The sequence below is a fragment of the Sphaerisporangium viridialbum genome, from assembly GCF_049674955.1.
Taxonomy (GTDB): Bacteria; Actinomycetota; Actinomycetes; order Streptosporangiales; family Streptosporangiaceae; genus Sphaerisporangium; species Sphaerisporangium viridialbum.
Genome location: NZ_CP187232.1, coordinates 6,456,958 through 6,482,374 on the forward strand (window position 1 = coordinate 6,456,958; position 25,417 = coordinate 6,482,374).

Sequence of the window (25,417 nt, forward strand, 5' to 3'; positions counted from 1 at the left end):
AGCTCACGATACGTCTCGCACCGGTGTGCTACGGCCAGGAGCCGACGTGTACAGGCGGCCGGGCCCGCGCTGCCTTTGGCGTAGGTCACTCTGCGGTAGCGCCTGACGGTTCGTGGACGTCCTCAAGCCACCGCGCACGCTCCGAGGCCGGCTGGTCACCGGCGTGCTGGTCCTGCTCGCGCTCGCCTGCGCCACCGTCGGCGTGGCCACCTCCCTCGCGCTGGAAGGGTTCATGGTGCACCGGTTGGACCAGCATCTGTCCCCGTGAGTGATCCCGAGCCCGGAAACCCGGCACTTCACCGGAGGCGGACCGCCGTCACCCCCCGGGCGCCGCACCACCTCGTCCCGGCGGCAGGGCCAACACGCCGGTGAGGGTCGCGCTGCTGAGGTCCGCGCCGGTCAGGTCCGCGCCAGTGAGTTTGATTCTCATGCCTGGCAGGTCATGGGAGCAGGTCCGCCGGCCGAGGACGGTGAGCGCGGCCTGGATGTCGGTCCGCAACGGCGCCTTCCGCTTTCTCGCCGGCTTCTGCCGTGCCGTCCGGCGCCGGGGCCGAAGAGTGCTCGCGGATGAACGCCGCCGGCACCTCGATGACGGTGGGGTGATCGCGGGCGGAGTCGCGGCCGATCCGCTCCGCTGCCGTGGAGAGATGCGCGTGCTCCTGCTCATCCCAGGGGCCAACGCCCTCCAGCAACTCGGTCAGCCGAGTACGAAGAGGCTGGTCAGGAACGTCTGAGGCATCCATGGCAGTCACGTTCCCTCATGATGCCAAGGAGCTATGACATCCTGACCGCGTCGAGCGGGGGCAAGCCGGCGAGAGCTCAACGTCGGGCGTCAAGATCGTTCGTTCTCGGCTTCGCATGCGGGCGGGTCCCGGACCCGGCCGTAGGAGACGTGGTCCATGCCGTGCTCGTCCACCAGCCGGTCGAAGACCCGCTTGGCGGTGTGCCGCTGCTTGCGCGGGGCGTCCAGGTCCGTACGCAGGATCGCGTTGATCAGGTGCTTGTAGGGATCCAGGACCGAGGCGCGCTGGGGTCCCGGCTTGCGCGGGGCGGGCCACGGCGAGGACAGGGTCTCGCGTACCAGCCGCCGGTGCACTCCGTGGCGGGGGGAGAGCTCATGGATCGACAGCTTCTCTATGCGCGAGTCGCGGCGGAGCGCCGCGAAGAGCTCAACCTTGGATCTCGGGCCGTCCATCCGGGCCCCCTGACTGTCGGAAGCACATCGATGCGAGGCCGCCGACCGCCGCGCCGTACACCAGGAGGAAAGCGCCGATCCCGCGCAGCAGGCCCACCCCGGGCCCGAGCAGATCGCTCACAGGGGCGGTGGCGGCGAGATAGACCAGCCCGTTCACACCGGCGACGGCGGCATCGAGGGTCAGCGCACCGGTACGGCAGGCGGGATCCTAGGTTTGACGCCGTTCCTTGGGACGGGTGATGATCAACGCGTGTTTCCTCGCGCAGCCGTTGCCGCGGCAGGGTTGCTGGTGCTGACCCTGGTGGGAGGCTGCGGCGACTCCCCGGCCGCCGAACGCGTCTCCATCCTCCCCCGTGGCGCCGCGGCGACGCCGTTCCCGGTCCCGCCCTCGGCACCGCCACCGTCGACCCCGTCACCGTGGGGCGGGTCGGCGGGACCGTCGGCCACGATGCCGGCGCGCCCGGACCTCGCATCGTCCCTGGCGGTGCCGATGGCGACCGCCGCTCCCTTGGCCGGGACCGGGCCGCCGCGCTTCTTCGTCTCCGCGAGGGTGCCGATCGCCCGGTTTCCCGAGCGTTCCAAGACGGCGATCGTCACGCCGGTGCCGCCTTCCGTACACGACGCCGGGACCGGGAGGTTCATAGCGGCCGTTCCGCTGCCGCCGGGGATCGAGTCGTCCTGGAAGCTCGCGGCGGCGGCGCCGGACAACCGAACGTTCCTGCTCTCCGGCACCCGCGGGCAGGAGTCCGGTGTCCGATTCTTCCGGGTTCGTCTTGACGAGAACGGGCGGCCCGGCACATCCGAGCTGGTGCCGGAGTCCGGCGGCGGCGTGCCTGGGATGCTGCCGGTGCTCGCCCTCAGCCACGACGGAACGAGGTTCGCCTTCGCTGACACGCTGGTCGGAGGGACGATCGTTTCCGTGGTGGAGATCGCCACCGGCGCGCGACGCGATTGGTTCGCCGGGAACATACCGGTGACCGGCCTGTCCTGGGCCCCGGACGGGCGGCGGATCGCCGTGGCGGTGCACAACTGGGGCCTCGGCGTCATGGACCTCGCCGCCCCTGGGCCGGACCTGCTCGCATCCACCCGTCTCGTCAGGCCGATGAAGGGTTCTCCCCTGGAGTCGGTGGCCTACACCACCGACGGCGACTCCCTGATCTACTCGACCGGCCACGATATCGAGCGCATCCCCGTCGGAGGTGGGACGCTGGTGGTGCTTGCCCGGCTGTCGCCGCCGAAAAACGCGTCGCTCACCATCCGGTTCGACCTCGACGGGACCGGCCGATACCTGCTTTACACGCACGACTGGCGGCTCTATCGCGCTGACCTGCACGACGGCTCCACCAGCTCGGTGCCGATCGAGACGGGCGACCTGCCGCTCGGCGGCCAGACGCCCGACGCCGCCTGGTGAGGATCACGCTGCTGGGCGCCTGGTTCGGCTTGCCACAGGTTGCCCAGGAACGGAACGGTCGCAGGCAGACGCTGCCCCTTGGGTGGCTCACTCGCTGGGGTCGCACCCCTCCCGCCCTCGCGATAGGAAAGTGCTTTGTCACCTGGTGTAGTAGAGGAACTCACTGACGATCGGAGTGTCTCGGTGGTCGGCGAGCTTGCGGCGAAAGTTGGTGAGGGTACCGCTGCCGCGAGCTGAGGTAACACCTCCCATGTGATCCACAGTGTTTTGTACGGCGCTGGTCGCGCCGTCGAGGTCATCAAGCGCGCGCCTGGCCTCAGCCTGCCGGGCGAGATAGATGGCGTACCCACGAGGATGGCTTCGCCCTCATAGGCGTCTGCGGTGGCCGCAGCTTCAAAGTGCGCGAGGGCGCGATGGGGGCCTGCCACGGCGGATCTTTCTCATGTGACCCCGCGAGTGTGGTTGGTGCGCGTCAACTGCTGCTCTTGGTAGGCGGTTACGCGTGTGCTGAGTCGTGGGAACCCGACAACCACACTCCCGGCTCGCATGTCCACGTCGACAACGTGTTCCTGGCGTGGGCCCAGGCCACCGATCCGGTCGTCGAACCGGTGCACCGGGTGCGCTGGTTCACAGCGGCCGAGCTGGCCGATGCCCCTGAGGTGGCCGAGGACTCCCGGTTGCAGGCCAAGGAGCTCATGGAACTGATCGCGGCAGGGCAGGTGCGGTTGCCGGAGTGACGCCGCTCATCGAGGCTTCCCCAGAGGGTCAAAAGAGTTCTTGCTGGGACCCGGCACTGGTGGGCAGGCGCTTGGGTGGCACCCCGGCGTCCCTGTCCAGAGCGTGCAGGGTCCTCCAGCGCCCTGAGCCTGTGTTTTCCGCCAGCATGCGGCGCAGTACCTCCGCGGTGACCTCCACGTCCGGCATGGCCCTGTGCCGGGACGGCGGCACGGGGATCCGTAGCAGGCGCAGCACCTGGTCCAGGCTGTGGGAGGACAGTTCGGGATAGCTCAGCCGGGCGAGCCGCACGGTGTCCAGCAGCGGGATGGCCGCCAGGGTCGGGCAGTGGCCGGCCTGGTGGGCGATCAGCCCTGCTTCGGTGGGGGCGTGATGGGCGACCAGCCGATACGGCGGCGCGGTGAACGCGGCATCGAGCTCGGCCATGACCTTCCCGGGCGGGGCGGCGTGCGACAGCATCGCGGCGATGATGCCGGTCTGGCGGATGTCGAACGCGGTCACTGGCACCTGTGCCGGCGGCGCGATCAGCGCCTGGTAGCGCCAGGCCTCGATCAGCTCACCGTTTTTGGGCACCAGCGCCAGAGCTGCGACCTCGATGGGCACGGCCGGGCGGCCCGCCGGGGTCAGCGCCTCGAAGTCGATGACCACATAGGTGTGCGCGAGGAAATCCGGGTCCGAGCTCAGCCCGTCGCCGCGCACAGCCGGGGTCAGGTGGCTGTCCTGGTCCATGCTTGAGCCTCTCGCTGGATCGTTTCCGCGCGGATGCGCAGGTCGTGTTCGGCGTCGGTGGCCCTGAGCACCACGGCGAGCAGCCCATCGGTCGCCTGTTCGGCCACCGGGCAAGGTGCCGGGCGCAGGGCCTGGCAGGCCGGGTGCGCCGACGCGGCGCGCAGCCCGAACGAGCCGACGCTGTTGTGAACTCCAGCGTGATCCAAACGTTCGGCGAAGGCTCGGGGTTTGAGCAAAGTCACCTGCCACAGAGCGCTGTAACCGTTGGGCTCCTCCCCCGGGCCGGGGTGAATCGCCTCCAGGCCCCGGAGGTGGCCGACCAGGTCGACCAGCAGCGCGGCCTGAGCGCGGCGGCCTGGCCGCGCGCGGGCCCGGGATGGCAAGGCCCGTACCGCCGCCGAGCAGCGGGCGGTGGCTGCCGAGGCCACCGGCGACCGCCGCTTCGACGGCGAACTGGCCGCGCTACGCCGGGCCGTCGTCGCCGAACGCGCGCAGACCACCGCGCACACCGCCGAGCTGGACCGGCGGATCGCTGAGCAGCAGCACCAGCTCGCCGTTCGCGAGGGGGAACTGGCCCTGTCCCGGGAACAGGCCACCGCCGCGGGCGCGCACGAAGGCCGACCAGCGCGTCGAGGCGGCGCGGGCAATGGGGTCGCCGACGCCAGCCGTGAGAGGATCTTCGAACGGTTCACCCGGCTGGACGCCTCCCGCAGCCGCGACCGCGGCGGCCAGGGTCCTCCGCCTCCGGCGGCGCGCGGTTCGAGCTCTGGTTACCTCCTCACCGGCGCCTCCTAGTCGAAGCATGCTCGTCCTGCGACCACTTTCATAGGCGCCCGGGGTGTCCGGGGCTGGCTTGTTGGCAAGGAGTAGCGTGCACGGCTCGCGACCGCGCCGGCCGACACGCCTCCCCCTCGGCGAGCACCTCCGGTCGGCGTGCTGCTCGCCCGTGACAACGTCACCCCTGGGCCGGGCGTCCTGTCTGTCGTGATACGGGACATGGTGAACGCTCTGCGCCGACGTCAGATGGCCACGGAGACGCGCGACCTGGATGGCTGGTCACTGGAAGACATCTACGCCCGCTACGGGCGCCAGGTACTCACTGAGTCGGAACACGACCCCGAGCTGGCGGCTCATCTGGCCACCGAGGCCGAGCACATCCGGCAGCGCCTGAAGCATCACCGGATCCGGGAACGCAGCCGGCCCGGGTACAGCTACCTGCTGGGCTGCGCCAACGCCGCTATGCAGACCATGTTCGACCCCGATACCGGGCCGCGCGTGTGCGGCCACAGCACCCCGGCGCTGCAGCTTGCCGCGGCCTGCCGGGTAGCCATCGGGTGGCACCTACTGGCCCCCTGACAGGCCCTGCTGTTAACGATCCATTGGTGAGGCTGCCCCCTACGGTCGCGTCCGGTCCGGCGATCCGGATCTGGCGCAGCCGTGGCAGCGGCTCCGCAGATACGCACCGCGCTGTTCGTACAGCGGCGGCGCGGTGCCGGTGAACGACGCACCACCACGGCGCGCCGGCGGCCCCAGCTATGACGTTCTCCGACTCTCCATGGCCCAGGCACAACACCCGAACGTGATCGAACATGGCTTGACCCTACGAGCCGCAGATCTGGTACGACTCCCTGGATCACTTGGCCAATGAGCGATCAATTCCTTGGCCCGGAAAGGTCGCTGGGATCCCGCGGGCGGCGGCAGTCGGTCACGGGCAATCAGGTCAACGGTCCGAGCACGAGCGTGCATCATCACCGGGGAGAATGGCCGGCTCCACTTGGCGAGGAAGGAAGTGTCAGATGATCCCCAGCATCTACCGGATGAAGGGCGGAGCGGTGCAGCTGGGTGCGTACCAGCCTGGGCAGCAGGGTCCTTTCGGTCGTTACGATGACAGGCTCGGCTCCCTGGCCTTCGACCCCGACGGGGGGTGTTCACGAATGGGTTCCGCCTGGGGCGGAGGAGGTATGTTCGTGATCGCTTCCCGGATCGGGATTGATCGTTTCCCGCGTCCATCAGGTGGAGCGCCCGAGGCGAGACCAAGCCTGCTGGATCATGCGGTAGTCGATCAGGGCGATGTCCTGCTGGCGGAGGAGATCGTGGGCGGTGGCTGAGGTGAGGAATTCATAGTCGGTTCGCCGTACCTGCCAGCCGCTGTCGATCGCGCGGGTCTTGCGGGTGCCTACGCTCGGGTGCACCGCCCATTCGCTGAGCCCGGCCGGTAGATCGCACAAAAGCCGCGCGTACTGAGCCGATTTGTGCTCGATAGCGAGGGAGAAGCTGTCCAGGAAGGGGTTGTCGATGACGGGCAAGTCTTGCCCGCGCAACTTCTGGCGCCCTGGTCCCAGCCAGACCCGTACGGCCAGGCCGTGCTCGGCCGCCAAGGCCACAGTCAGATCGAGGATGTCGTCACGGCCGCCGTCGGCCAGGCAGTGGAAGTCCAAGTGCGTGGGCGCGAGTCCGGCGTCGAGGGCTACCTGGATCTGCGCCCGGAACTCGAGGTCCACCTCTTCGAGTCGCGCGCGGGCGAGCAGTGCGGCACGTCCGGCGGGTGTGGCGGTGAACATCTGGCCCTGGTCGTCGAGCAGTGAGGGAGTGCTCTCCTTCGCGGTCAGTGGCTCCCATCGGTAGTGGGGTGTGTCGCAGACCAGGGTGAGGTGGATGCCGAAGGGGATCTCCGGTCGCTGGTGGAGCAGTCGCATGGCGTGGGGCGCGGCTGGGCAGGGCGTCATCAGGCTGCAGGAACGGGCGATTCCCGCCTCGATGCAGTCGATCACTGCGATGTTGATGTCGTCGTGCATGCCCAGGTCGTCACAGTTGACGATGAGCACCCGAGTATCCGCGGCAAAGCCCAGCAACTCACCGGAGGTGACCGAGGGCGGGATCGGCACTTCGGCATGTTCGTGCATACGGAAAGTGTGGCTGCTTGAGATCATCAAGTACACACGAATTTCCGGTTGTGTCAGGCTCGCCGGGTTGGCGTGTGCATGGGCTTACCGTTCGGTATCGGGCACCGTGTTCCATCCCGGGCGGGGGCCGGCGCTGCCGGTCAGGGTTTGCGCGAGTTGGTCGGCGGTGGTGAACGGGACCGCCGGGTCGGTGGTGAAGGCGGCCGGGTCCAGGACGCGGGTGACGAGCAGGGGTATCACGCGCCAGGTGCGGCCGGCGGAGACGACGCCGCAGGCGGCGGCGGCCGGGCCGGGGTGGGCGGCGATCACCGTGGTCTTGGCCAGGAGTTTGGTGCGGTAGGTGTGAAACCGGTCCAGGTGCTGGGCGAGGTTGTGCGGGGCGACGGCGCCGTGCGGGTTCTTGGCCTCGATCACCCACAGCCGCTCGCGGCGCTCGTCGGCGACCAGAAGGTCGATCTCGCCAGGCAGGCCGGGGATACCGAGCCGGGCGGCGGGCCCGACGTCCAGCCGGGAGCGGTGCGGCAGACCGGCCCGCTCGGCGATGGTTTTCAGGTCGTGTTCGAGTTGGTCGTTGTGCTGCTGGCGGTGCCGGTCCAGGTGCTGTGCGGCCGCGGGCGGCACGTCCGGGCGGGGCAGGCGCGCGTCGGCGAGGTAGGCGGCATACACCCGCTGGGCGGTGTGGATGAGCCAGGGCAGCACGAGGATCTGGCCGTCGTGGGCGATCAGCGGGTGCGTTGTGAGGCGGGTGCGGCGTTCCACCTCGGTGTAGGGGTGGGCGCGGTCGCCGGGCGCGTTGCCCGCGTCCAGCAGGAGGCGGCCGATGGCGGCGCGTAGATCGGCTTCGGGCAGGCGTGACCAGGCGGCGGCCTCCCGGGCGAGCGCGGTGGGGGTGGTGGTGGCGGTGCCGTCCGGGCCGGTGGGCCAGTCGACGGCGGTGGCCAGGACGGCGGCGAGCGCGTCCAGGCCGCAGCCCCACTGCTGGTGCAGGACCTGGTCGGCCCGGGCCAGGTGGCTGCCGGCGGGCGGGTTGAGCGGCGTGAACGGCACTGGGCTGCGCCGGTGGAGCGCGAACAGGGCGTCCGGGGTCAGCGGGGCGGGGTCAGCGGCGCGGGCCCGGCTGATCCAGCGCTGCTGCTGGGCGTGGCGGTAGGCGTCATGGTCAAAGCCCAGGTGGCCCGGCGCAGCCGGATCCGCATCGCCGGGGTCGGGGGCGCCGGAGGAGCCGGGGGTGCCGGTGAGGGTGAACAGGCCGGTGTCGTGGACTTCGAGGCGCAGGTCGTGCAGGCGGCGGCTAGCGGTGACCGCGGTCAGGCCGGTGCGCAGCAGGAGTCCGGCGAGCGCGAGGAGTTCGGCGACGGCCAGGACGTCGGCGGGCTTCGGTCCGGCAAGCGGGGTGGCGATCGCTTGCTGCAGGAGGTGTTGCAGGGCGGTGGTCGTTACCGATCCATCGGCTTCCCGCCGCCGAGCCTCGGCGGCCCACACCTCGGCGCCTGCTCCCGCGAGATTCACGACGGCTTCCTGGCGGCCGCGGGTCCGCACCGACAGCGCGACGTTGAGCTGGCGCGCCAGCACGGTGGTCAGCTCCGGGTGGTGCGCGCGCACCCGCTCGACAAGCTCCCGTTCCAGCGCGGTGAGCAACTGCTCGGCGGGCCCGCCCCGGCGCACGGCGTCCGAGCCGGTGAAGGCACCGGTCGGGACGCGGGCGCGGCGGACGGCGGTGGCCGCGGTGCGCAGCGCCCGGGCGTGGACGTGCCGGGAGCGAGGAACACCCTGCGGCGGGGCGGGGGCGGGCTGGTAGCCGTCGGCGGCGTGCAAGGTCAGCACCGGGGCGGCCGCCTCCCACGCCGCAGTGAACTCCTCCATGGTGGTCGGCGCACCGGCGCCGCGAGCCTGGCGGATGTGGGTGGCGCAGTGGTGAAGCAACCGGCCCAGGATCTGGTGGCCGTCGCGGGTGAACCGGGCCAGGAACGCCGGATCCAGCTGAATGCTGATCCGGGCATGTTCGGCGTCCATGCCGACGGACAACGGCAGCACCTCCTCAGATGCGTTGGCGTCGGCGTCGGCGGCCGGCGGGGGCTGGCAGGGTTCCAAGGTCTCGGTCAGGTGCAGTAGCCAGGCCGCGCGGTCGGGGAGGGTGAAGTGCGCGACCAGCGCCGGGTGACCGGCCAAGGTGGCGCGGATCCCGTCGGCGAGCGCGGCGAGCGTCGCCGCGTCCAGCAGCGCCCGCTCATCAGACACAGGGGTGGCCAGGATGACCAGCGCAGGGACGGTGCTCACGCAGGCGAGCAGCGGGCCAGTGGCGCCGCCGGGCAGGAACACCTCGGCCCACTGCCCGGCGCCCTGCTCCGCGACCTCCAGGCGGGCGGTGCGCCAGCCCAGGGACGGCGGCAGCCCGGCGTCGGCGAGCACCTCGTCGATGCGAGCCCAGGCGGCGGCCCGGTCCCAGGACACGCCGCGCCCATACGGGGGAACCAAGGCAACCCCCTCGGCCGGTGCGCCGGGCGGCAACAGCATCCCCTCCCGATGCCAGGCCCCCCAGGCGTCGAACACGTCGTCGTAGGCGACCGCCTCCGCTTCGGGACGCTGCGTCATCTCCAGCACCCACCAGGCCACGGTGGCCAGGTCACCGCCAGCGTCGGCGAGGATCTCGGCGAACTCCTCAACGTGCAGGCACAGGGTGTCGGTGACCACCTCGGGTCCCAGGACCCGCGGACCGCCGTAGATCACCAGCCGCCCGGCGCCGGGCGCAGCGTTCTCGGCGAGGTCGGCGCGCGCCTGCTCGAGGAGGGCGGACAGGCCGTCGTGGGTGAATGCCGCCACCACGGCGAACTCAGGCGGTGCGAGATCGACCGGATCAGTGACACCGGCTCCGGTCGCACCGGCGGCCAGGTCAGGTCCAGGAGCTGCGCTACGCGCTCCACGGTGTGCAGCCGAAGGCGGATCTCGGCGTCCAGGTCGGGCACTACGGCGGCCAGCAGATCAGCGGCGGCGGCCGCGAGGCTGTCCAACGCCACCGACGCCGGTACCGGCACGTGCCGACCATGCGCGGACACCACCAGGACCGGCCCGAGCAGCGGCGTGCCCGGGGTGTAGCGCAGCGGCAACGTACGAATGCCGGCGGTCAGGTAAGCCAAGGCCTTCGTGGCCCGTTCCCGGTGCGGGCCGGTTGGGGTGAGGTGGTCAAGACCGAGCGCACCGGCCGCGGTGATCTCGGCGTCGGTCAGCGTGCACGCGATCTCGTCCTTGGGCTGGTCCCCGGCGGGGGCGGGCCAGGCGGGTGCGAGAGCGGCGACGGCGTGGTGGGTGTGGCGTAGCACCAGTTCCAGGACGTCGGTGAGGGTGAAAGCCGCCTGCTCGTCGTCGACGGCGCGCGCGGTGGCTTGCAGAGCGCGCAGGAACACCAGCGGGTGGTCGAGCTCGCCGGGATGCACCAGCCACCGCTCCCCCGCGAGGCCGACGCGGACGTGCGCGCGAACATCGTTCGGCTCCCGCCCGGTCCTCACCCCGCGACCGGGCGCCGCCCGCCGCGCGGCGGTCAGCAGGGCGGGCAGGTCACCAGCCGCGGCGGTCGGCCCCAGGCGGCGCGGGCGGCGTAGCACGCGGGTCCTGCCAGCAGCAGGTGGTCGTGGAAACGCGCGCAGCCGGGCGAGTCGAGCGCGGCACCCAGCAGCTTCAGCAGCGAGTCGCTGGAGAACCGGGCCAGCGCCCGATCCAGGACCTTCAGCCGCTCGGCGGTGCCGGGCTGCGCGGGTGGGTTGCTCATCGGTCGTCTCTCCTCACGGGGGGTAGTCCACCGATAGCGTGGCAGTCAGCATCTGCCGAATTCGGGGAAATACGCGAACGCCAAGGGCCGGTGCGCGGCAGGCAGGGACCCCGAAGTGCTGGGCGGGCGGCGGCTGTGCGTCGTGTGCCAAGGTGATGGCTAGCGTTCCGCGATGGGTAATCGCACCGAGTACGGCCTCAGGTCACCTTGCCCCAGGCGACATCAATTGCGCGTTGACGGTGCGGGCCGGCGTGTGTGCATGGGCTTCTGCGATGACCAGACCATCAGGCCTGTCATGGGGCGGCCGACAGCCAGTTCACCCAGGTGCGCGGGTTGGCCCACGCTGAAGTAGGGATGCCGATCTGAGCAAGGGCGCCGGGGTAAGTGCGCTGGTAGGCCTGTGCCCAGGCCGCGGCCCGCTCCGGAATGGCCAGCAGCCATGGTGCAGCTGCGTAGTCCAGGTGCAGCTTGCTCAGCTGCGGCACGATCCGTGGTTCCTCGAGGTGGCCGACGACCAGGCCGCGGGCCAGCAGCCCTCGCCAGCAGGCCAGGAGGGTGCCGGTGTCGTGCTCGGTGTTCGCGCCGGTCTCGTGTGGAGTGATCCAGGGAGGCAGTGTCCTTTGCTGGACTTCCACCCAGATGGCCGGCAACGCCGGCATGCGGGCGGTGTGCAAACGGTGAGTACCGTTGACGCCGCGCGCATACAGGGGTCCGGCTGGGCCGGGCAGGCGGGTGACGTCGATGGGTTCGCTGGTCAGGCTCCAGACCTCCAGTGCCTGTTCCAGCGAGCCGGTCAGCAGGGCATCCACCATGGCCGGGCAGGTACCGGGGCGGTGACTGCGAAAGTCGCCCCAGCCGCTCGGGCCGGCGCGGACGACGGCGGCCGGGTCGATCCAGGCAGTGGTGACACTGTGGCCGAAACTGATCAGCCCGCGATCGCCGCGCACGCTTCCCAGCAGGTTGCACTCGGGTGGCTGGGGTGTTCGGCGTTCAACCGGACCGCAGCTTCGGCCAGATAGGTGCCCACCGAGGTGCCGCCCGGCCAGTAGCGGCGCACGTGCGTGGCGATGGCGGCGAAACGAGCTTGGTGTGCTGTCTCCTCGCGTTCCCAAGCTTCGGTGGTGTCGATACTGGCGGTGTGATGAAGTCCGTGAGCGTTACCGCGGTGCTCGGGGATGAACCCACCGACCGGCCATAGCCATGTCGGATTGCGGGGCGTGCAGTCCCATGCCACCTCCAGTGGGCGCCCGGCTGGGACGCTCCATTGCCGCAGCGGATCCTCGACGGCCTCGGGCGCCGGCACCCAGTTGTGGTAGCCGGGCCCGCCCGGGTCTGCGTCCTGCCCGTCGAGGTGGGCTTCGAAGTAGCCGTTGGCCAGAAAGCGGCGGATACGCCAGCGCGCCGGCGTCAACCCGGCCGGGCGGGTCTGGGCGGTCACGTGCTCGCGCCGCTTGGCGCAGCTGCTCGTTGACGGCCAGGTCTTGCCACAGCCGCACCTGTTGTGGGCTGGGAACGCCGGCGCCTTGGGGATAGGTGGGCGGCGCGGTGACGCTGCCATCGGCTAGCAGGCGGCAGGTGGTCTGGGCCTCGCTCAATGCCTTTGCCGCCTCTTGGAGAGGTTCTTGGATGTCGCTTAGGTCGATCGTCCGTCCGCTGAGCCGTTGCACCGCTTGCCTGATGAACTGCTGCAGAGCGACCGCGTGCCATAGCGCGATCTCATCGCCGCAGCGGCTGGCGGCGGCCTGCTCACCCTCGACGTCTGTCGCCGGGGTGGCGGCCGCGTGGGCGAGGGCCAATCCGTCGCGCACGGCGTCGCGTGCCGCGGTGTCGCCTCCGGCCGCGATCGCGATCAGTTGGCCTGCCAGCACCACGGCGATCCGACGCACATGCGGTAACAGCCGCACACCGCCACTTGCCCGCCGACACCGCTGCATGCTGCTCGCTCGACAGACCGGGCAGCTCATCGGCAGTTCCACTGAACTCAGCGCTCCCGTCGTAGAAGAACACCGGTCGGATAGGCGGTCCCGGCCTGGAACAGTCCGGGCTGCTGCAGCGATGACCTGCTACACGTCTCGTCCGCCGCCCGGGGTGAAACGGCCCGTGCCCCGGGGAGTCAGCGTGATGTCCGGGCAGCAGATCCGGCAGCGGCGGCCACCGCGGATCGTGTCGGCGCGGACGGCGACGGGAGAAGCCGGGTCGAAGAACCGATCGTGCGGGCAGGTGTCGTCGAGGATGCGGGTCACCTCGCGCACGGTGCTCTTCAAAGCGGAGCAGCCGACCGCATGGACGATGTTGGAGCCGGTCACCACGAACCAGCCCTCGGGCGCCGCACACGCCGCATGGTAAGCATCCAGCTCAAGGCGCGTCGTATCGGCCCACCGGCGGAAACGGTCACAGGACCAGCACACATCTCCCGCGCCTTGGCAGGCGCACTCCCGACAGCACGCGCACAGAGTGCATGTGTGCACGATCTTGGTGTCGCCGATCGTCACCGTGACCAGGTCATCGTCTTGTCCTTCGACCGGGCGTACGGCGGTGCCGCAGGAGTTGCTGTAGAGAATCTCGTAACGGCCGGGTCCGGGGACCTCGACAACGCCGAGAACGTGCCAATCCTGAACTGACCGCACGCGCATGAAGAGCTCCAAGCCGGGAGAAAGATCAACGACCACCCTACGCCGCGTGAGCCGGGATCGGGATAAGTGGCCGGGGATCCTCACCGTCTTGGAATCGCTACTCGGCCTGGGCGTAGCTGCCGTGTCGTGCCCGCCAGAAGTCCTGCGACCACAGCGTCGCGGGCCACCACACGGACTTCCCGTCCATGGCCTCTGGGTGCAGAGCCCTACCCAGGGGAGCCACGGGCAGCCACCTCGGTGGTTCTCCGGGCACAGTGAAGCCCAGCGCCGCCGCCGTCCGCAGGTCCACCCGCCTCACCCGGGCCCGCCGCAGGTAGTGCAGCATCCGGCCGAAGGCCTCACTGTGGGCGGTGCCGACCTGCGGGTCGAGCGCCTCGGCGATCGTGTCGCTCAGCGCGCGGCATTGGGTCGGGCTGGGATCGGTGGTGGCCGCCGGTGTGGGCAAACGACGCTGTGTCAGTATCAGGGGCAGACCGTCCGGAACTCGACTCCAGCAGGCACGTACAGCGCCCATTCCGCACGAGTGAGCGCGCGACCCGCGACGGCGCAGACAGCCGTAGGCAGATCAGCGGGAATGGTCACATCCCACAGCCGTACCGTGTGGTCGTAGCCGTCGATGCTGCCGGTGGCCAGGGTGCGGCCGTCGGGGCTGAACGCCACCGAGGAAACCGAGCTGGGGCCGGTGAGAGGGGCGCCGATTGACCGGTGCGTAGCTACATCCCACAGCCGCGCCGTGCGGTCGTCGCTGCCGGTGGCCAGGGTGCGGCTGTCGGGACTGAACGCCAGCGAGAAGACCCTGTTGGTGTGGCCGGTCAGGGTCGCTCCGATCTGCTGATGGGTACGCACATTCCACAGCCGCGCCGTGCGGTCGTGGCTGCCGGTGGCCAGGGTGCGACCGTCGCGGCTGAACGCCACCGCGGAAACCCAATCGGTGTGGCCGGTGAAAGGGCTACCGATCTGCTGATGGGTGGTCACATCCCACAGCCGCACCGTGTCGTCATAGACGCTGCTGCTGGTGGCCAGGGTGCGGCCGTCGGGGCTGAACGCCACCGACAAAACCGGGTCGGTGTGGCCCGTGAAAGGGCTACCGATCTGCTGATGGGTACGCACGTCCCATAGCCGTACCTTGTGGTCGTAGCTGCTGGTGGCCAGGGTGCGGCCGTCGGGGCTGAACGCCACCGAGGAAACCGGGGCGGTGTGGCCGGTCAGGGGCACGCCGACCTGTTGATGGATGGCCACGTCCCATAGTCGCGCTGTGTGATCGTCGTCGCTGCCGGTGGCCAGGGTGCGGCCGTCGGGGCCGAATGCCACCGACAAAACCGAGCTGGTGTGGCCGGTCAGGGGCGCTCCGATCTGCTGATGGGTGGTCACGTCCCACAGCCGTGCCGTGCGGTCGTAGCTGCCGGTCGCTAGGGTGCGGCCGTCGGGGCTGAACGCCACCGAGGAGACCGGGTCGGTGTGGCCGGTCAGGGGCGCTCCGATCTGCTGATGCGTGCGCATGTCCCACAGCCGTGCCGTGTGGTAGTTGCTGCTGGTGGCCAAGGTGCGGCCGTCAGGACTGAACGCGACTGAGGAAACGGAAACGGAGCCGGGGCTGGTGAGTGGGGTGCCGATCTGCTGATGGGTGCGCACGTCCCATAGCCGCACCCCGCCAAAATCGAGGGCGGTGGTGGCCAGGGTGCGACTGTCGGGGCTGAACACCACCGAGGCAACAGGGTTGGTGTGGCCGGTGAGTGGGGTGCCGATCTGCTGATGGGTACGCACGTTCCATAGCCGTACCTTGTGGTCCTTGGTGCTGGTGGCCAGGGTGCGGCCGTCGGGGCTGAACGCCACCAAGCAACGCCAAGAGGTGACGCTAGAACCCTTAGAAAGGGGGCCGCCGATTGGTTGGCGGGTGCGTACGTCCCATAGCCGCACCCCACCAAATTCGCCGTCGGTGACCAGGACGTGGCCGTCGGGGCTGAACGCCATCGAGGTGATGGATGCGTCGTCGGTGAGAGGGGTGCCAATTTGCTGGTGGGTATGTATGTCCCAGAACCGCACCGTACCCTCGAGGGCGGCCAAGGTGCGGCCGTCGGGGCTGAATGCCACCGAAGAAACCGCCTTGGGGCTGGTCAGAATGGCGCGTTCCGGTTTGCTGAGAAAATTGACCATGCTGGCGCGGGCATCGGGGCCAGGATGGATACGCCAGGCCGCCGCCACCCAGAGCGCCGACAGTACGGGGTTTCCGTTCAAGTTCTCGCTTTGTGCCGCGAATTGACGGGACACGGCGATGTCACGTTGGCGGTCAGCGTTCTGTTGCCGCCAACGGCGGTGACGGCTCCGATTGTCGCCGCCCCTATCGTGCCTGTCGCCGGGTCCAGAAACGCCCCGAACGCTCCGGCTGACAGCACTGCCAGCAACACTGCAGGAGCCCACTGGTGCGCCTTGGAGGTCGTCGCACGTCCCAGCCGGGTCACTCGGGCTCGTACCCCGGCCCGCATCAGCTCAAGCCGATCATGCCGCTGCTCAGCGCTCACACCGCCAATATCACCCACTCGAGACAGGAAAAACAGCGTAAGAGCCGATCTCCGCGACTCGGCCCGGAACCTTTCGTCTCCGTCGTCAAAGGCGGGAAGGCTCGGGCATCCCTGTGATCAATCCAGTGTGATCGGTTCCAACGCCGGTGCGCTGGCTATCTTTGATGCACCTGACCGACACCGAGCGCGCACACCAACGGCCGCTCCCCGCCATCAACAGCACGACGACCACTGCCCCGGCGGCCCAGAGCAGCGCGGACGCTGCGGCATGCAGGACATGGCGCTTACTCCACCTCGACACCTGGTGCCGGCTCATCCGCCGGGCCGGATCATCGTCCAGCCTTCGGTGTCGAACTCCTGGGTGTCCAGTTCAGCGAAGCGGGGCGCGGGCATCTTGCCGGGCGGGGTCTGCAACCCAACCCAGTCGCCACTGCGTACGTCGCCGCGCCATTGCATGTGAACGGTGACCGCGGCGGTGGAGCTCAGCACCGGCCGGATGTTTCCCGGCAGCATGTCGATCCGCAGATCCAGGCTGGCGTAGACGTTGTCGCCGTCCACCGTCTTCCACTGCACGCCGATCGGCTGGACCGCGATCGTGGCATCGGCGGGCGCCGGCCCGGAGGCGGGCAGGTCCATCTTCTCGCGAAAGAACGCCACGCTGTCGACGGCGTTGGCCCGCGAGACCTGCCGGTCCTCGGCGGCGATGTAGACGTCGACGACCTTCTGCGCGGTGGCGGGCTCCAGGGTGTAGACGTACTGGTACATCGCCGCCGCAGCCGCCACCGCACCCTGCGGGGTGTGCGGAAACCGCACCGGGTACAGGCCTTTGAAGTAGTCACCAGGCTTGGGCAGGGCAGTTGTACGGTGCACCGCCACCGGGCCGCCCGCCGAGGGCACGCCCATCGACGACTGCGCCGGTGGGCCGAGCGGGGCCGCGCCTAAATCGCCTCGTCGGGTCAGCAACACGATGACCAACACCACCAGCACCGCGATCACCGCGACGGCGATCGCGAGCATCCGGCGCAGCCGCCGCTGGCTCTCACCCAGTTCAGAGGCCGAGGGCATGGACGGCTACTCCCTCAGCCATCGGCCACCCCTGCGGCCACGTCCGCTCCCCCAACGGCCAGAGCGCACCATCCGCGTCCCCTGCTTGGGCGCCCACCACGGCGGAACGCACCCTCAGCAGCACCCGCCGCCGCGGCTGTCCGGCGCCGGCGAACTCCACGGCCAGCGATTCGCGGCGGTGCTTCAGCACCGTGGCCAGCGTGCTGCTGCCCGCCGCTCCATGTTCACCGATCAGCGTCCACTCCTCGCCCGCGTCGGACTCCACGCCACCCCGGACCCGCTCCGTTTTGCAGTCAATTACCGCGCTCTTACTGGACTTCCTGTTTACCACGCAAGATCAACAAGAGTCGAGAGGTGCGTCGCTTGCGTCCCTGAGGTAGTGATGCCTCCTTGATCGGCATGCGGAGGCCGGCCGGAGACCGCTGCTTCGGCGGATCAGCGTAGCGTGGAGGATCACGGTCCCCCGAGATCTGAGTGGACTGCGGGGCATGGTGGGGGGGGATGATGGTGGGCACCGGCGGGCCCTTCCCCCGACTGGCTCGGCCGGGGCAGGAGTGCGGTGAGCCGATGGGTGATCGCCGAACAGGCGCAGGTGCCCAAGAGCACCGGCCGTGGCGAGGACCGGCTGGTGGTGATCGGCGACGAGCGCGGTATCTGGTGCGCGGCCGTCATCGACGGTGCCACCGACAAGTCCGGACGCATCTATCAAGGACTGAGCGGAGGTGCGCTGGCTGCTGAATGTGTTGCCGCGACGCTGCGACGGCTACCGCCGGGCACCGCCCCGGCGGCCATGGTCGCAGCGATCACCGCTGACCTGGCGCGGCTACGCCGCCGCTGGCACATCGCCGAGGACGACCCGCTCGCCCCCGGCGCGGTCGCCGCGGTCCTGCTGCCCCGGCAGCGGCTGATCTGGCGGGTCGGGGACGTGCATGTGGCCGTCGGCCGCCCAGGCAGGCGCGAGCACCATCGGGGTGATAAGAGGATCGACCAGGTGCTGGCCCAAGCCCGGCGGCGTATCTGCACTGCCTGCTGGCTGAAGGGCACCACCCCGCCGACCTGGCACGACATGACCCGGGCCGTGCCCTGGTGCTGCCCGTGCTGCAGCGCCAGAGCCTTCTGGCCAACCGCCCAGATGCCGGGCCGCTGGGGTTCGGGCTGTTGGACGGCCGCGGTGTTCCCGACCGGTTCATCGAAACCTTCCCCCTGCACGAGGACGCGTTCGAGGTCACCTTGGCCTCCGACGGGTACCTGTCAGCGGCCGAACACCTCGCGCAGGCCGAACAAGAGCTGGGCGCATCCCTGCGCGCCGACCCCCTACGCATCGGCGCGCACCCCTCCACTAAAGGACTGGCCCCGGGTGCGACCAGTTTCGATGACCGCACCTACATCCGCGTGCACCGCTCAGCGGATGACCCGTTGGCGGCCACATGAACACCGGCGGCTCTGGCCGCCCGCCCAGACCGCATGAGGGCGTCGTCGTGCTCAGGTGAGGTCGAACCCCTCCAGCCCGTCCGGCAGGCCCTGCTGGACGGCGCGGACCATCGCCGCGTGAACCCACGCCCCATCCTCGCCATCCGCGATGTCCAGCGGGCCGCCCGTCACCGTGTAGGTTTCCTCGGCGCCCGCGTAACCCACCCGCACCACGGCCTGGCCCTCGCGGATGTCAGTGACCACGGTCAGCTCTCCCGTGACGATCCCGACCTCGTCGGTCATGACGCCACCGGGCCCGGCGGTGACGGTGGACTCGCGTCGTACGCTCACGAGTGCTGCGGGTCTGGGCAGGTGTCGAGCATCTCAGCGAGCGCTGTCTTCTCTGGGGCGGTGACCGCGAGCCCGTACCGGTGCTTGACGTCGGTCCACGCCCGGGCATACGTACACCAGAAACTGCGCAGCGGGGGCTTCCACTGGGCGGGGTTCTGGTCACCCTTGGCCCGGTTGCTGGTGGCGGACACGGCGATGAGCTGCGGGTTGGTCAGGTCGTTGGCGAAGTCCCGGCGCTTGGCCGTGGACCAGGCGTCCGCGCCCGACCGCCATGCATTCGCCAGGGGCACGACGTGGTCGATGTCCACCTGGGAGGCCGCGTTCAGGTCCTTTCCGTCGTATTCGGAGTGCCAGGTCCCGGAGGTGGCCCGGCATTGCGCGTCGCGCAGCACATCGGTCCCGTCCCGTTCGAGCACGACTTCCCGGGTGTTGCACGAGTAGCCCTGCTCTATCCAGTGCGGAAACTTCGCCCGTGAGTACCCGGTCATGGCGTGCGGTTGGTCGACGGCCAGGTCCGCGAACTCCACGCGCGCAACCGAGGCGGGCGACGGCTCGGGGAGTACGACCGGCCCGGCGGGCGAGGCCGACGCCGGCGAACCGGTCAGCGGGACGGCGAGGAGAGCGGACACGGCGAAGGCCGCTGCGGCCAGACGCCGCGGGGGTGTGAAAGGCATGGACCACCGATATCGCGAGCCGATCACCCTTCGGAGCCGCTTTGCATCCCCCTGACCTGAGTTTTCACCCTTCGGTCATGTCGGGTGGCGAGCACTGGGCCGTCACGATGGCTCGCCATCCCATCGGACGGGGTACCAGATGCGTGGCGCTCGTGCTGCGCCACCACCTCGAACTGTTCGACGCCGGCAGCGCGCTCGCGACGCGCGTCAGGCAGAGCAGCATGCGGTCCACCGTGGCCAGAACGCAGGTCCTGCTACAGCTGGAAGTGGGGGGAAGGCAGGACCGGCCTCAGGGACCTCTGCGATGAGGCCGCGACGATGCCGCATGCGGGTTCACGAGCCCACCGGCGTGAGGAAGCCTTCGAGGACCACCAGGCCCTTGCCGTACTTATCGTCGACCTCGCGCTGGAGCTCGACGACGAACTGGCGGCCATGAGGCAGCTTTCCAAGCTGCTGGCCGGACACAGCGTCGAGGCGCGCGGCCGGATCCTCCGCTATCTCCTGGACCGATGGGAGACCACGGACGTCGTCTGTGCCGAGCGGAACGGCCACACAGTCGCGGGCGCCCCATCGCGCAGCACAGGCAGTCAGGAGACGCCTCCTGCAGAGGAAGGCGCCGCCTAACTCCGCGGGAGGTCGGGGCTGTAAGCGCGCCAGAGCCATTTCGGGCTTACCTCGCCCCGGGCACGCCACTGCCCTGGCCGGCCTTGACGGTTGCGCCGGATCCGAGAACCACGGCGCCCGGCGCCGGTCGGCCGGTGATCTACGGCGACCCGCGGATCCTTGGACGCGAGGTGATCACTGACACCTCGTACCTGCACCTTGAAGAGCTCGCCGAGATCCCCGCCAACACCAGCGGCGACCTGACCACCGCGGCAGCCACGCCCAGCCCGCGCAGCAGGGAGGCGAGCCAGCACCCGCGGAACATCGCTACCCTCACTCGGCTGGCCGGATCGCCAGCCAGCCCTGCTCATGGAAGGCAGGGGTGCCGATCTCGGCTGACTTGGGGGCGGGCATCTGGTCGGGAGGAGTCTGCACCGCGACCCAGTCCCCGCCGCGAACTCCTCACGCTCAGCGGCCTTTGCGGGAACCGGTCGCACCGAAATTGAAGGGCCTTCTGAGCGGCGCGCGGCTGCCTGAGCTCGATCTCGTGGACGACGGTGCTTACCGGTCGCTGGAGTTCGACGGCGTCGACCTGTCGTCCCGGGACGCCGACACGGTCGAGTTCGAGGGATGCCGGTTCGTCGACATGCGATTCTCCGGCACGGTGATGCGCCGGGGCGGTTTCTCCAACGTGGCGATGGAGCGCTGCGACCTCTCCAACATGTCCGCCAGGTCGTCGTCGATGCACCGCACCCGGGTGACGGCGAGCCGGCTGACCGGCATGGCCTGGTCCGAGTGCGGGTTCAGGGACGTGCTGTTCGACGCCTGCCGCGGCGATCTCACAGGGTTCAGGTTCCCGACGTTCAAGAACGTCGTCTTCCGCGACTCCAACATGCTGGAGGTGAACTTTCAGAACGCGGATCTGAGGGGCGTCCGATTCGAGCGCTGCGACACAGGCGCGCAGTTCTCCAACGCCCAGATGGAAGGCGCACGGTTCAACGACTGTGTGTTGCTGGGGATCGGCGGAGTTACCAGCCTCAAGGGCGTGACCGTCAGAACCTCGGACGCGCAGTCGTCCACAGCCTCGCAAACGCCATGGGATCCTCATCGAGGACTCGTAGTCGCGAAAGGCCTGGTCACAGCAGGCGACCTCACGGTCTCCGCCCCGCTGGGCGGATTGCCGGAAGGTCGGATACATGGCGCGCTTTTGAAGCGCTCCTAACCGCTCGGGAAGTTAGGGGCAGAAGGCCGTCGTTCCACGCTGACAGGATCTTGCCCCTGTCATGCACCCGACGCGGAGACCAACGACCGTGACGCGAGGCCATTGATCGTTACTCTCAGTAGTCGAGTGGTTGTCTCTCAGCCACAACAGCCGATCATTGAGAGGCCTCTATGGAAATGCGCCCCGCAAGGAAAGCCCGTACAAGCAGGAAAAGCCTCACGCGCGGGCTGCACGGACTTCTGCTGTTCAGTGCCGTGATCGCGATGTCCACGACCGCACACGCCGGTACGACGGCTCCCCCACGCCCCCCGGTGAAAGTCACGATGGCCCCCGCTTCCAGTGGCATCCCCGGCCAGTACATCGTGAGGCTGCAACCCGGCGCGAACACCTTCGGCGTGGTGGTCCCGGTGGGCGTGCGCCCCCTCTACACCTACCAGCGCGTGGTCAACGGATTCGCCGCCCGGATGACGCCCGCCCAGCTCAACCAGCTGCGAATCCATCCCTCCGTCGCGGCGATCGAAGAGGACGCCCTGGCCTACGCCTTCGGCTCGCCGCGCCCGGCCGGACCGGTAATGCGGCGCGTTCCGCCGGCGGCGCCCACCACCTCCTGGGGGCTCGACCGCATCGACCAGCGCCGCCTCCCGCTCAATCACCTGTTCAGTCCCGTGCACACCGGTGCGGGGGTGACCGCCTACATGATCGACAGCGGCATCGACCCGGCCAACACCCAGTTCACCGGCCGCCTCGTCCCCGGCTACAGCACCGTCAATGACGGGTACGGCACCAACGACTGCCTGGGCCACGGCACCATGACGGCCGGCATCGTCGGCGGCACCACCTGGGGAGTGGCCCACGCCGTGAAGCTCTCTCCGGTCCGCGTCCTCGGCTGCGACGGCAGCGGCGCGTTCTCCCAGATCATCGCCGGGTTCGACTGGGTGGCCGCCCATGCCGTCAAACCGGCCGTCGCCAACGCCTCCCTCGGAGGGCCGAGGTCCGACGCGGCCAACGCCGCCGCCACCGCGCTGGCCGACTCCGGCGTGTTCGTGTCCGTGGCCGCCGGCAACAGCTCCGTCGACGCGTGCGGGATCTCCCCGGCCAGCGCCCCCCGGGTGCTGACCGTCGGAGCCTCCACCATCACCGACACCTTCGCCTCGTTCAGCAACGTCGGTGCCTGCGTCGACATGATCGCTCCCGGCGCGAACATCACCTCGGCCAGGAAGGGCGGCGGCAGCACCTCGGGCAGCGGAACCTCCTTCGCCTCCCCCTACGCCACCGGGGTCGGCGCGCTGTTCAAGCAGACCTACGGCGACTACGACACAGCCACGGTCCTCAGATGGCTCATCAGCGCGACCACCCCCAACGTCCTGACGGGCGTGCCTTCCGGCACCGGCAACAAGCTGCTGTACTCCGCCGGGCTCTAGCTCGTCCCGCTCCCCGGCGGTTCTCCTCGACGGCACGGTGCCGGTAGGCCAGGAATTGGCCTTGATCAGGCGAGACGTTGGCTTGCACCCGAAGGGCCGGTGTTTGATCCGAAGATCACGGCACTCAAGACTGTGACCACTGCCAACGCGATGACCAGGGGGAATACACATGGGACCTTTGTGGGGACGTGTGGCGCGCGGTGCCGTGATCCTCGTCGCGGTCGCGGGGTTCGGCCAGCCGGCCGCGAATGCCAGCTCGGCCGGCCAGCCACCGCCGGGTGACCCCGCCACCACATCAGACGCGTCTGGAAAGATCACCTCGGCCAAGGCGCTGGTGCTGGTGGTCGGCCAGGGACCGGTCCTCGTACCGCCCTCCCAGGCCGTGGTCTTGCAGTGCGCGCCCAAGGGAGGCGGAACGCACCCAAAGGCCCGGGAGGCCTGTGCCGTGCTGGCACAGGTAGGCGGTGACGTGCAAAAGCTGAAGAGCCCACCCGGAAGAGTGTGCACGGCGATTTACGAGCCGGTGACAGTGTCGTCGGTCGGTGTCTGGGACGACCACTTCCTGCTGTCGATACGCACCTTCGGCAACGCCTGCGAGCTGCGCAACACGCTGGGGCCCGTCGGACTCTTCTGACGTGCACCCGATGAGTGAGCCGGCAAAGGGTCCAACGGACGCCGGACCCTTTGCCGGCTCAGGCTCGCGTTCGCCCTCTTGAACGTGATCTACGTGGGAACATTGGTGGCATGGAGTTGTTCCCAGCGATACCGCTGGCCGAGTGGCGCGACACCAAGTCCACGCTGCACCGGTTCGCCCAGGTAATCGGAAAGATCCGGTTGGCCGCCGGAGTCCGGCGCAACCACTGGTGGAACGCCCCGTTCCACCTCACCGGGCGAGGTCTGACCACACGTCCCATGGGGCAGGTCGACGGCAACCCCATCTTCACGATCGACTTCGACTTCGTCGGGCATCGGCTCCACATCACCACGGTGGACGGCAGAGCGATGTCGTTCCCGCTGTACGGCCAATCGGTGGCGTCCTTCTACCGTGACACCATGCGGGCACTGACCGATCTGGATGTGCGGGTCCACATCGACATACCGCACCCGTTCGACCTTCCGGACTCGGGCCGGCCGTTCGAAGACGACACCGAACACGCGGCCGCTGCAGCACCAAGGTGGACATCACGAAGGGCAGCGGGTATACGTACCGCACGCCTTTCTGGAAGAGCACCCCCACCGGCGGATCGGTGTACGGCATCACCAACGACGGCTGCAGCGCCCCCCTCGTCGGGGACTACCCGAACTGGCCAAGCAAGACGCCTAACTTCAGGCCAGCCTGCGACGCACACGACTATGGCTACGGCCTCATCCGCAACAAAACCCAACCCCAGAGCAGCAGCCTCCCGGGCCTGCCGCGGTCCAAGCGCCCGTCGGTAGACGCGGTCTTCCAGACCATCCTGAAGACCCGCATCTGCGCGAAGCTAAGCGGGAAACGGGATCCCATCCTAGGTATCTCACCCAAGGAGCACTGCAACCGTCAGGCTGACGTGTTCCACACAGCCGTCAGGGCCAAGGGCGATGGTTTCCTGTAAACGACCCTAGCTCCATGAGTACGGTTTCCCGGTGGGTGCGCTGTTTCGCGCCCACCGGGTCTGCCACAATGCAGCCCGCAGTTGTGGCGAAGAGGAAATGAGGAACTACGCGATGGGCAGCAGCGTCCGCGTGTCGACGCGAATTGCACCGGCCGTAACGGTCATCGCCTATGGGGCGGCGGTCGTGACCGTGACCTGGGCAACTGTCAGTAACTTTTTGGGTGATCAGATCTACGGACGCCTCATCATGGTCATCCTGGCCTTACCTGTGTCGATCGTCGACTGGCTGGTGGGCGACATGGTCTTCAACGCGTTGCGCGGTGGCCCGGCCGACACCTCCAGCGGGGTCTTGGACTTCATAGCCCTTGGCTGGCCCGGGATCGCGATGGCGATCATCTTGGCCATCCTGTTGATGCGTCATCGCCGCTGGCTGGGGCTCGTCGCCGGATGGCTGCTCACTGTCGCGACGTTCATCTGCGGCGCCATCATCCTTCTCGACTCATGGTCGCCCCGCCGCCCGTGGGGGTGGCCGCTGTTGGCCTACGCTCTGATCATGGCAGTCGGCCTCATCGTCGCACGAATCTACAGCTTGACCGCTACCGGCCAGTCCCGGACTGCTTATAGACCGCCGTTGCCCCAATCCGGCTCATCAGGGTCGAGGAGTTGGCCGAATGCCAATCGGGCCGCGGTCGGACCGGGTGAAGGAGCAGGTGCTGACCAGGTTGACGAGCTGACGGAGAAACGGCGACAGCCGGCGATGCCCTCCTCGGCTAACGGATAGCCCTCGGTCTTGAGCTGATCGGCGGCCTTTACAGGCCCTGACGTGCGCGGGCTCGCTACTTTGGGACTCATCGCACGGACCCGAGTGGAGGGCCTACAGGCTGGTCAGCCCTCGGCCGTCACCGACGAGGCCATGCTGTCCATGGCCCTGCACCTGAGCGAGCAGAACCTCAGCCTGCGCGACATCGCCGCCCGGCTCGTCATCACCAAGGGCAAGAAGAAAGGCCAGCACCCCTCCCCAGCTACGCATGCTCCGCGAACACGACCAAGCTGTCGGAACACCAGCGGCCGCCACAGGGTGATCAGAAGCTCAGCGACATGCTCCGTCTGCGGCGACACAAGCCGCCCTCGGCGTTTCTGCAGGTCAGGCATATGTGTTGGATGTCCGGCGGATGCTAAGGCGACCCCGTG

Annotated in this window: 33 protein-coding genes and 1 pseudogene; 13 read left to right on the forward strand and 21 right to left on the reverse strand. The window is 69.2% G+C overall.

The annotated features are described in order from the left end of the window. Nucleotides 1–112 precede the first annotated feature (112 nt). Complete coding sequence (locus ACOZ38_RS29135; RefSeq protein WP_424534346.1) at nucleotides 113–268, forward strand: hypothetical protein; 156 nt, start codon at nucleotides 113–115, stop codon at nucleotides 266–268. A 48-nt stretch (nucleotides 269–316) separates the two neighbouring features. Here the strand turns inward: ACOZ38_RS29135 and ACOZ38_RS29140 are convergent, their stop codons facing one another. Beyond that, complete coding sequence (locus ACOZ38_RS29140; RefSeq protein ID WP_424534347.1) at nucleotides 317–430, reverse strand: pentapeptide repeat-containing protein; 114 nt, start codon at nucleotides 428–430, stop codon at nucleotides 317–319. Between ACOZ38_RS29140 and ACOZ38_RS29145 the strand changes: the two genes are divergently transcribed. Further along, nucleotides 429–734, forward strand: a complete 306-nt coding sequence (locus tag ACOZ38_RS29145) for a hypothetical protein (protein ID WP_424534348.1) — start codon at nucleotides 429–431, stop codon at nucleotides 732–734. The two genes, ACOZ38_RS29140 and ACOZ38_RS29145, sit on opposite strands and share 2 nt — an antisense overlap. Nucleotides 735–832: 98 nt before the next feature. Here ACOZ38_RS29145 and ACOZ38_RS29150 read toward each other — a convergent pair whose 3' ends face one another. After that, on the reverse strand, nucleotides 833–1,195 hold the full coding sequence (locus ACOZ38_RS29150) for a hypothetical protein (protein WP_424534349.1): 363 nt from the start codon (nucleotides 1,193–1,195) through the stop codon (nucleotides 833–835). Next, nucleotides 1,170–1,352 carry a hypothetical protein gene (locus tag ACOZ38_RS29155; RefSeq protein ID WP_424534350.1) on the reverse strand — a complete coding sequence of 61 codons (183 nt, stop codon included), beginning with the start codon at nucleotides 1,350–1,352 and terminating at the stop codon, nucleotides 1,170–1,172. Before ACOZ38_RS29155 ends, ACOZ38_RS29150 begins: the two co-directional genes overlap by 26 nt. Nucleotides 1,353–1,445: 93 nt before the next feature. Here ACOZ38_RS29155 and ACOZ38_RS29160 point away from each other — a divergent pair, with 93 nt between their 5' ends. Together ACOZ38_RS29160 and ACOZ38_RS29165 are read left to right on the forward strand one after the other, a co-directional pair. Next, a complete protein-coding gene (locus tag ACOZ38_RS29160; protein ID WP_424534351.1) occupies nucleotides 1,446–2,606 on the forward strand; it encodes a hypothetical protein in 1,161 nt (386 codons plus the stop codon). A 458-nt stretch (nucleotides 2,607–3,064) separates the two neighbouring features. Further along, nucleotides 3,065–3,343, forward strand: coding sequence for a hypothetical protein (locus ACOZ38_RS29165; RefSeq protein ID WP_424534352.1), 279 nt, complete (start codon nucleotides 3,065–3,067; stop codon nucleotides 3,341–3,343). A gap of 28 nt (nucleotides 3,344–3,371) precedes the next feature. On the opposite strand, the gene ACOZ38_RS29170 is transcribed toward ACOZ38_RS29165, so the two are convergent. Together ACOZ38_RS29170 and ACOZ38_RS29175 are read right to left on the reverse strand one after the other, a co-directional pair. Then, complete coding sequence (locus ACOZ38_RS29170) at nucleotides 3,372–4,070, reverse strand: 3'-5' exonuclease (RefSeq protein ID WP_424534353.1); 699 nt, start codon at nucleotides 4,068–4,070, stop codon at nucleotides 3,372–3,374. Then, on the reverse strand, nucleotides 4,049–4,498 hold the full coding sequence (locus ACOZ38_RS29175) for a hypothetical protein (RefSeq protein WP_424534354.1): 450 nt from the start codon (nucleotides 4,496–4,498) through the stop codon (nucleotides 4,049–4,051). Before ACOZ38_RS29175 ends, ACOZ38_RS29170 begins: the two co-directional genes overlap by 22 nt. Between ACOZ38_RS29175 and ACOZ38_RS29180 the strand changes: the two genes are divergently transcribed. Both ACOZ38_RS29180 and ACOZ38_RS29185 read left to right on the forward strand, forming a co-directional pair. After that, nucleotides 4,482–4,865, forward strand: a complete 384-nt coding sequence (locus tag ACOZ38_RS29180; protein ID WP_424534355.1) for a hypothetical protein — start codon at nucleotides 4,482–4,484, stop codon at nucleotides 4,863–4,865. The genes ACOZ38_RS29175 and ACOZ38_RS29180 overlap by 17 nt on opposite strands. Nucleotides 4,866–5,066: 201 nt before the next feature. Next, entirely contained in the window at nucleotides 5,067–5,426 is a 360-nt protein-coding gene (locus ACOZ38_RS29185; RefSeq protein ID WP_424534356.1) for a hypothetical protein, read from the forward strand. Nucleotides 5,427–6,079: 653 nt separating this feature from the next. On the opposite strand, the gene ACOZ38_RS29190 is transcribed toward ACOZ38_RS29185, so the two are convergent. From ACOZ38_RS29190 to ACOZ38_RS29245, 12 genes are all read right to left on the reverse strand, one after another. Continuing rightward, nucleotides 6,080–7,000 carry a polysaccharide deacetylase family protein gene (locus ACOZ38_RS29190; RefSeq protein WP_424537104.1) on the reverse strand — a complete coding sequence of 307 codons (921 nt, stop codon included), beginning with the start codon at nucleotides 6,998–7,000 and terminating at the stop codon, nucleotides 6,080–6,082. A 57-nt stretch (nucleotides 7,001–7,057) separates the two neighbouring features. Next, nucleotides 7,058–9,793: a hypothetical protein gene (locus ACOZ38_RS29195; protein WP_424534357.1), complete on the reverse strand. Its 2,736-nt coding sequence runs from the start codon at nucleotides 9,791–9,793 to the stop codon at nucleotides 7,058–7,060. Continuing rightward, entirely contained in the window at nucleotides 9,697–10,572 is an 876-nt protein-coding gene (locus ACOZ38_RS29200) for a hypothetical protein (protein WP_424534358.1), read from the reverse strand. Before ACOZ38_RS29200 ends, ACOZ38_RS29195 begins: the two co-directional genes overlap by 97 nt. Then, the gene (locus ACOZ38_RS29205; RefSeq protein ID WP_424534359.1) at nucleotides 10,509–10,736 is read right to left on the reverse strand and encodes a hypothetical protein; all 228 of its coding nucleotides are present in this window, start codon (nucleotides 10,734–10,736) and stop codon (nucleotides 10,509–10,511) included. Before ACOZ38_RS29205 ends, ACOZ38_RS29200 begins: the two co-directional genes overlap by 64 nt. Nucleotides 10,737–11,029: 293 nt before the next feature. Beyond that, nucleotides 11,030–11,683, reverse strand: coding sequence for a hypothetical protein (locus ACOZ38_RS29210; RefSeq protein WP_424534360.1), 654 nt, complete (start codon nucleotides 11,681–11,683; stop codon nucleotides 11,030–11,032). Then, nucleotides 11,662–12,174 carry a hypothetical protein gene (locus tag ACOZ38_RS29215; RefSeq protein WP_424534361.1) on the reverse strand — a complete coding sequence of 171 codons (513 nt, stop codon included), beginning with the start codon at nucleotides 12,172–12,174 and terminating at the stop codon, nucleotides 11,662–11,664. The genes ACOZ38_RS29210 and ACOZ38_RS29215 overlap by 22 nt, the downstream gene beginning before the upstream one ends. Before the next feature lie 625 nt (nucleotides 12,175–12,799). Next, nucleotides 12,800–13,369, reverse strand: coding sequence for a hypothetical protein (locus tag ACOZ38_RS29220; RefSeq protein WP_424534362.1), 570 nt, complete (start codon nucleotides 13,367–13,369; stop codon nucleotides 12,800–12,802). A 97-nt stretch (nucleotides 13,370–13,466) separates the two neighbouring features. After that, nucleotides 13,467–13,814 (reverse strand): hypothetical protein, encoded by a 348-nt coding sequence (locus ACOZ38_RS29225; protein WP_424534363.1) that lies wholly within the window; start codon nucleotides 13,812–13,814, stop codon nucleotides 13,467–13,469. A gap of 17 nt (nucleotides 13,815–13,831) precedes the next feature. Continuing rightward, nucleotides 13,832–15,604, reverse strand: a complete 1,773-nt coding sequence (locus ACOZ38_RS29230; protein WP_424534364.1) for a WD40 repeat domain-containing protein — start codon at nucleotides 15,602–15,604, stop codon at nucleotides 13,832–13,834. Nucleotides 15,605–16,200: 596 nt separating this feature from the next. Next, nucleotides 16,201–16,953, reverse strand: a complete 753-nt coding sequence (locus ACOZ38_RS29235) for a hypothetical protein (protein WP_424534365.1) — start codon at nucleotides 16,951–16,953, stop codon at nucleotides 16,201–16,203. Then, a complete protein-coding gene (locus ACOZ38_RS29240) occupies nucleotides 16,937–17,218 on the reverse strand; it encodes a hypothetical protein (RefSeq protein ID WP_424534366.1) in 282 nt (93 codons plus the stop codon). The genes ACOZ38_RS29235 and ACOZ38_RS29240 overlap by 17 nt, the downstream gene beginning before the upstream one ends. A 558-nt stretch (nucleotides 17,219–17,776) precedes the next feature. After that, the gene (locus ACOZ38_RS29245) at nucleotides 17,777–17,920 is read right to left on the reverse strand and encodes a hypothetical protein (RefSeq protein ID WP_424534367.1); all 144 of its coding nucleotides are present in this window, start codon (nucleotides 17,918–17,920) and stop codon (nucleotides 17,777–17,779) included. Nucleotides 17,921–18,039: 119 nt separating this feature from the next. Between ACOZ38_RS29245 and ACOZ38_RS29250 the strand changes: the two genes are divergently transcribed. Beyond that, nucleotides 18,040–18,384 carry a hypothetical protein gene (locus ACOZ38_RS29250; RefSeq protein WP_424534368.1) on the forward strand — a complete coding sequence of 115 codons (345 nt, stop codon included), beginning with the start codon at nucleotides 18,040–18,042 and terminating at the stop codon, nucleotides 18,382–18,384. A gap of 51 nt (nucleotides 18,385–18,435) precedes the next feature. Here the strand turns inward: ACOZ38_RS29250 and ACOZ38_RS29255 are convergent, their stop codons facing one another. The 3 genes from ACOZ38_RS29255 to ACOZ38_RS29265 form a co-directional block, all read right to left on the reverse strand. Further along, nucleotides 18,436–18,714 (reverse strand): hypothetical protein, encoded by a 279-nt coding sequence (locus tag ACOZ38_RS29255; protein ID WP_424534369.1) that lies wholly within the window; start codon nucleotides 18,712–18,714, stop codon nucleotides 18,436–18,438. After that, nucleotides 18,711–19,388 (reverse strand): HNH endonuclease family protein, encoded by a 678-nt coding sequence (locus ACOZ38_RS29260; RefSeq protein ID WP_424534370.1) that lies wholly within the window; start codon nucleotides 19,386–19,388, stop codon nucleotides 18,711–18,713. Before ACOZ38_RS29260 ends, ACOZ38_RS29255 begins: the two co-directional genes overlap by 4 nt. A 333-nt stretch (nucleotides 19,389–19,721) precedes the next feature. Next, complete coding sequence (locus ACOZ38_RS29265) at nucleotides 19,722–19,940, reverse strand: hypothetical protein (protein ID WP_424534371.1); 219 nt, start codon at nucleotides 19,938–19,940, stop codon at nucleotides 19,722–19,724. A 598-nt stretch (nucleotides 19,941–20,538) separates the two neighbouring features. Between ACOZ38_RS29265 and ACOZ38_RS29270 the strand changes: the two genes are divergently transcribed. The 6 genes and pseudogenes from ACOZ38_RS29270 to ACOZ38_RS29295 all read left to right on the forward strand — a co-directional run bounded on the left by ACOZ38_RS29270 (nucleotide 20,539) and on the right by ACOZ38_RS29295 (nucleotide 25,007). Then, nucleotides 20,539–21,213: a pentapeptide repeat-containing protein gene (locus tag ACOZ38_RS29270; RefSeq protein WP_424534372.1), complete on the forward strand. Its 675-nt coding sequence runs from the start codon at nucleotides 20,539–20,541 to the stop codon at nucleotides 21,211–21,213. Between the two features lie 263 nt (nucleotides 21,214–21,476). Continuing rightward, nucleotides 21,477–22,634 (forward strand): S8 family peptidase, encoded by a 1,158-nt coding sequence (locus tag ACOZ38_RS29275; protein ID WP_424534373.1) that lies wholly within the window; start codon nucleotides 21,477–21,479, stop codon nucleotides 22,632–22,634. A gap of 205 nt (nucleotides 22,635–22,839) precedes the next feature. After that, on the forward strand, nucleotides 22,840–23,268 hold the full coding sequence (locus tag ACOZ38_RS29280; RefSeq protein ID WP_424534374.1) for an SSI family serine proteinase inhibitor: 429 nt from the start codon (nucleotides 22,840–22,842) through the stop codon (nucleotides 23,266–23,268). Between the two features lie 110 nt (nucleotides 23,269–23,378). Further along, a pseudogene (locus ACOZ38_RS29285) lies at nucleotides 23,379–23,735 on the forward strand (DUF5996 family protein); the annotation flags it as partial. Between the two features lie 74 nt (nucleotides 23,736–23,809). Beyond that, entirely contained in the window at nucleotides 23,810–24,226 is a 417-nt protein-coding gene (locus tag ACOZ38_RS29290; protein WP_424537218.1) for a hypothetical protein, read from the forward strand. 31 nt (nucleotides 24,227–24,257) lie between these two features. Continuing rightward, a complete protein-coding gene (locus ACOZ38_RS29295) occupies nucleotides 24,258–25,007 on the forward strand; it encodes a hypothetical protein (RefSeq protein ID WP_424534375.1) in 750 nt (249 codons plus the stop codon). Nucleotides 25,008–25,100: 93 nt separating this feature from the next. On the opposite strand, the gene ACOZ38_RS29300 is transcribed toward ACOZ38_RS29295, so the two are convergent. Next, a complete protein-coding gene (locus tag ACOZ38_RS29300) occupies nucleotides 25,101–25,238 on the reverse strand; it encodes a hypothetical protein (protein WP_424534376.1) in 138 nt (45 codons plus the stop codon). Nucleotides 25,239–25,417: the final 179 nt, after the last annotated feature.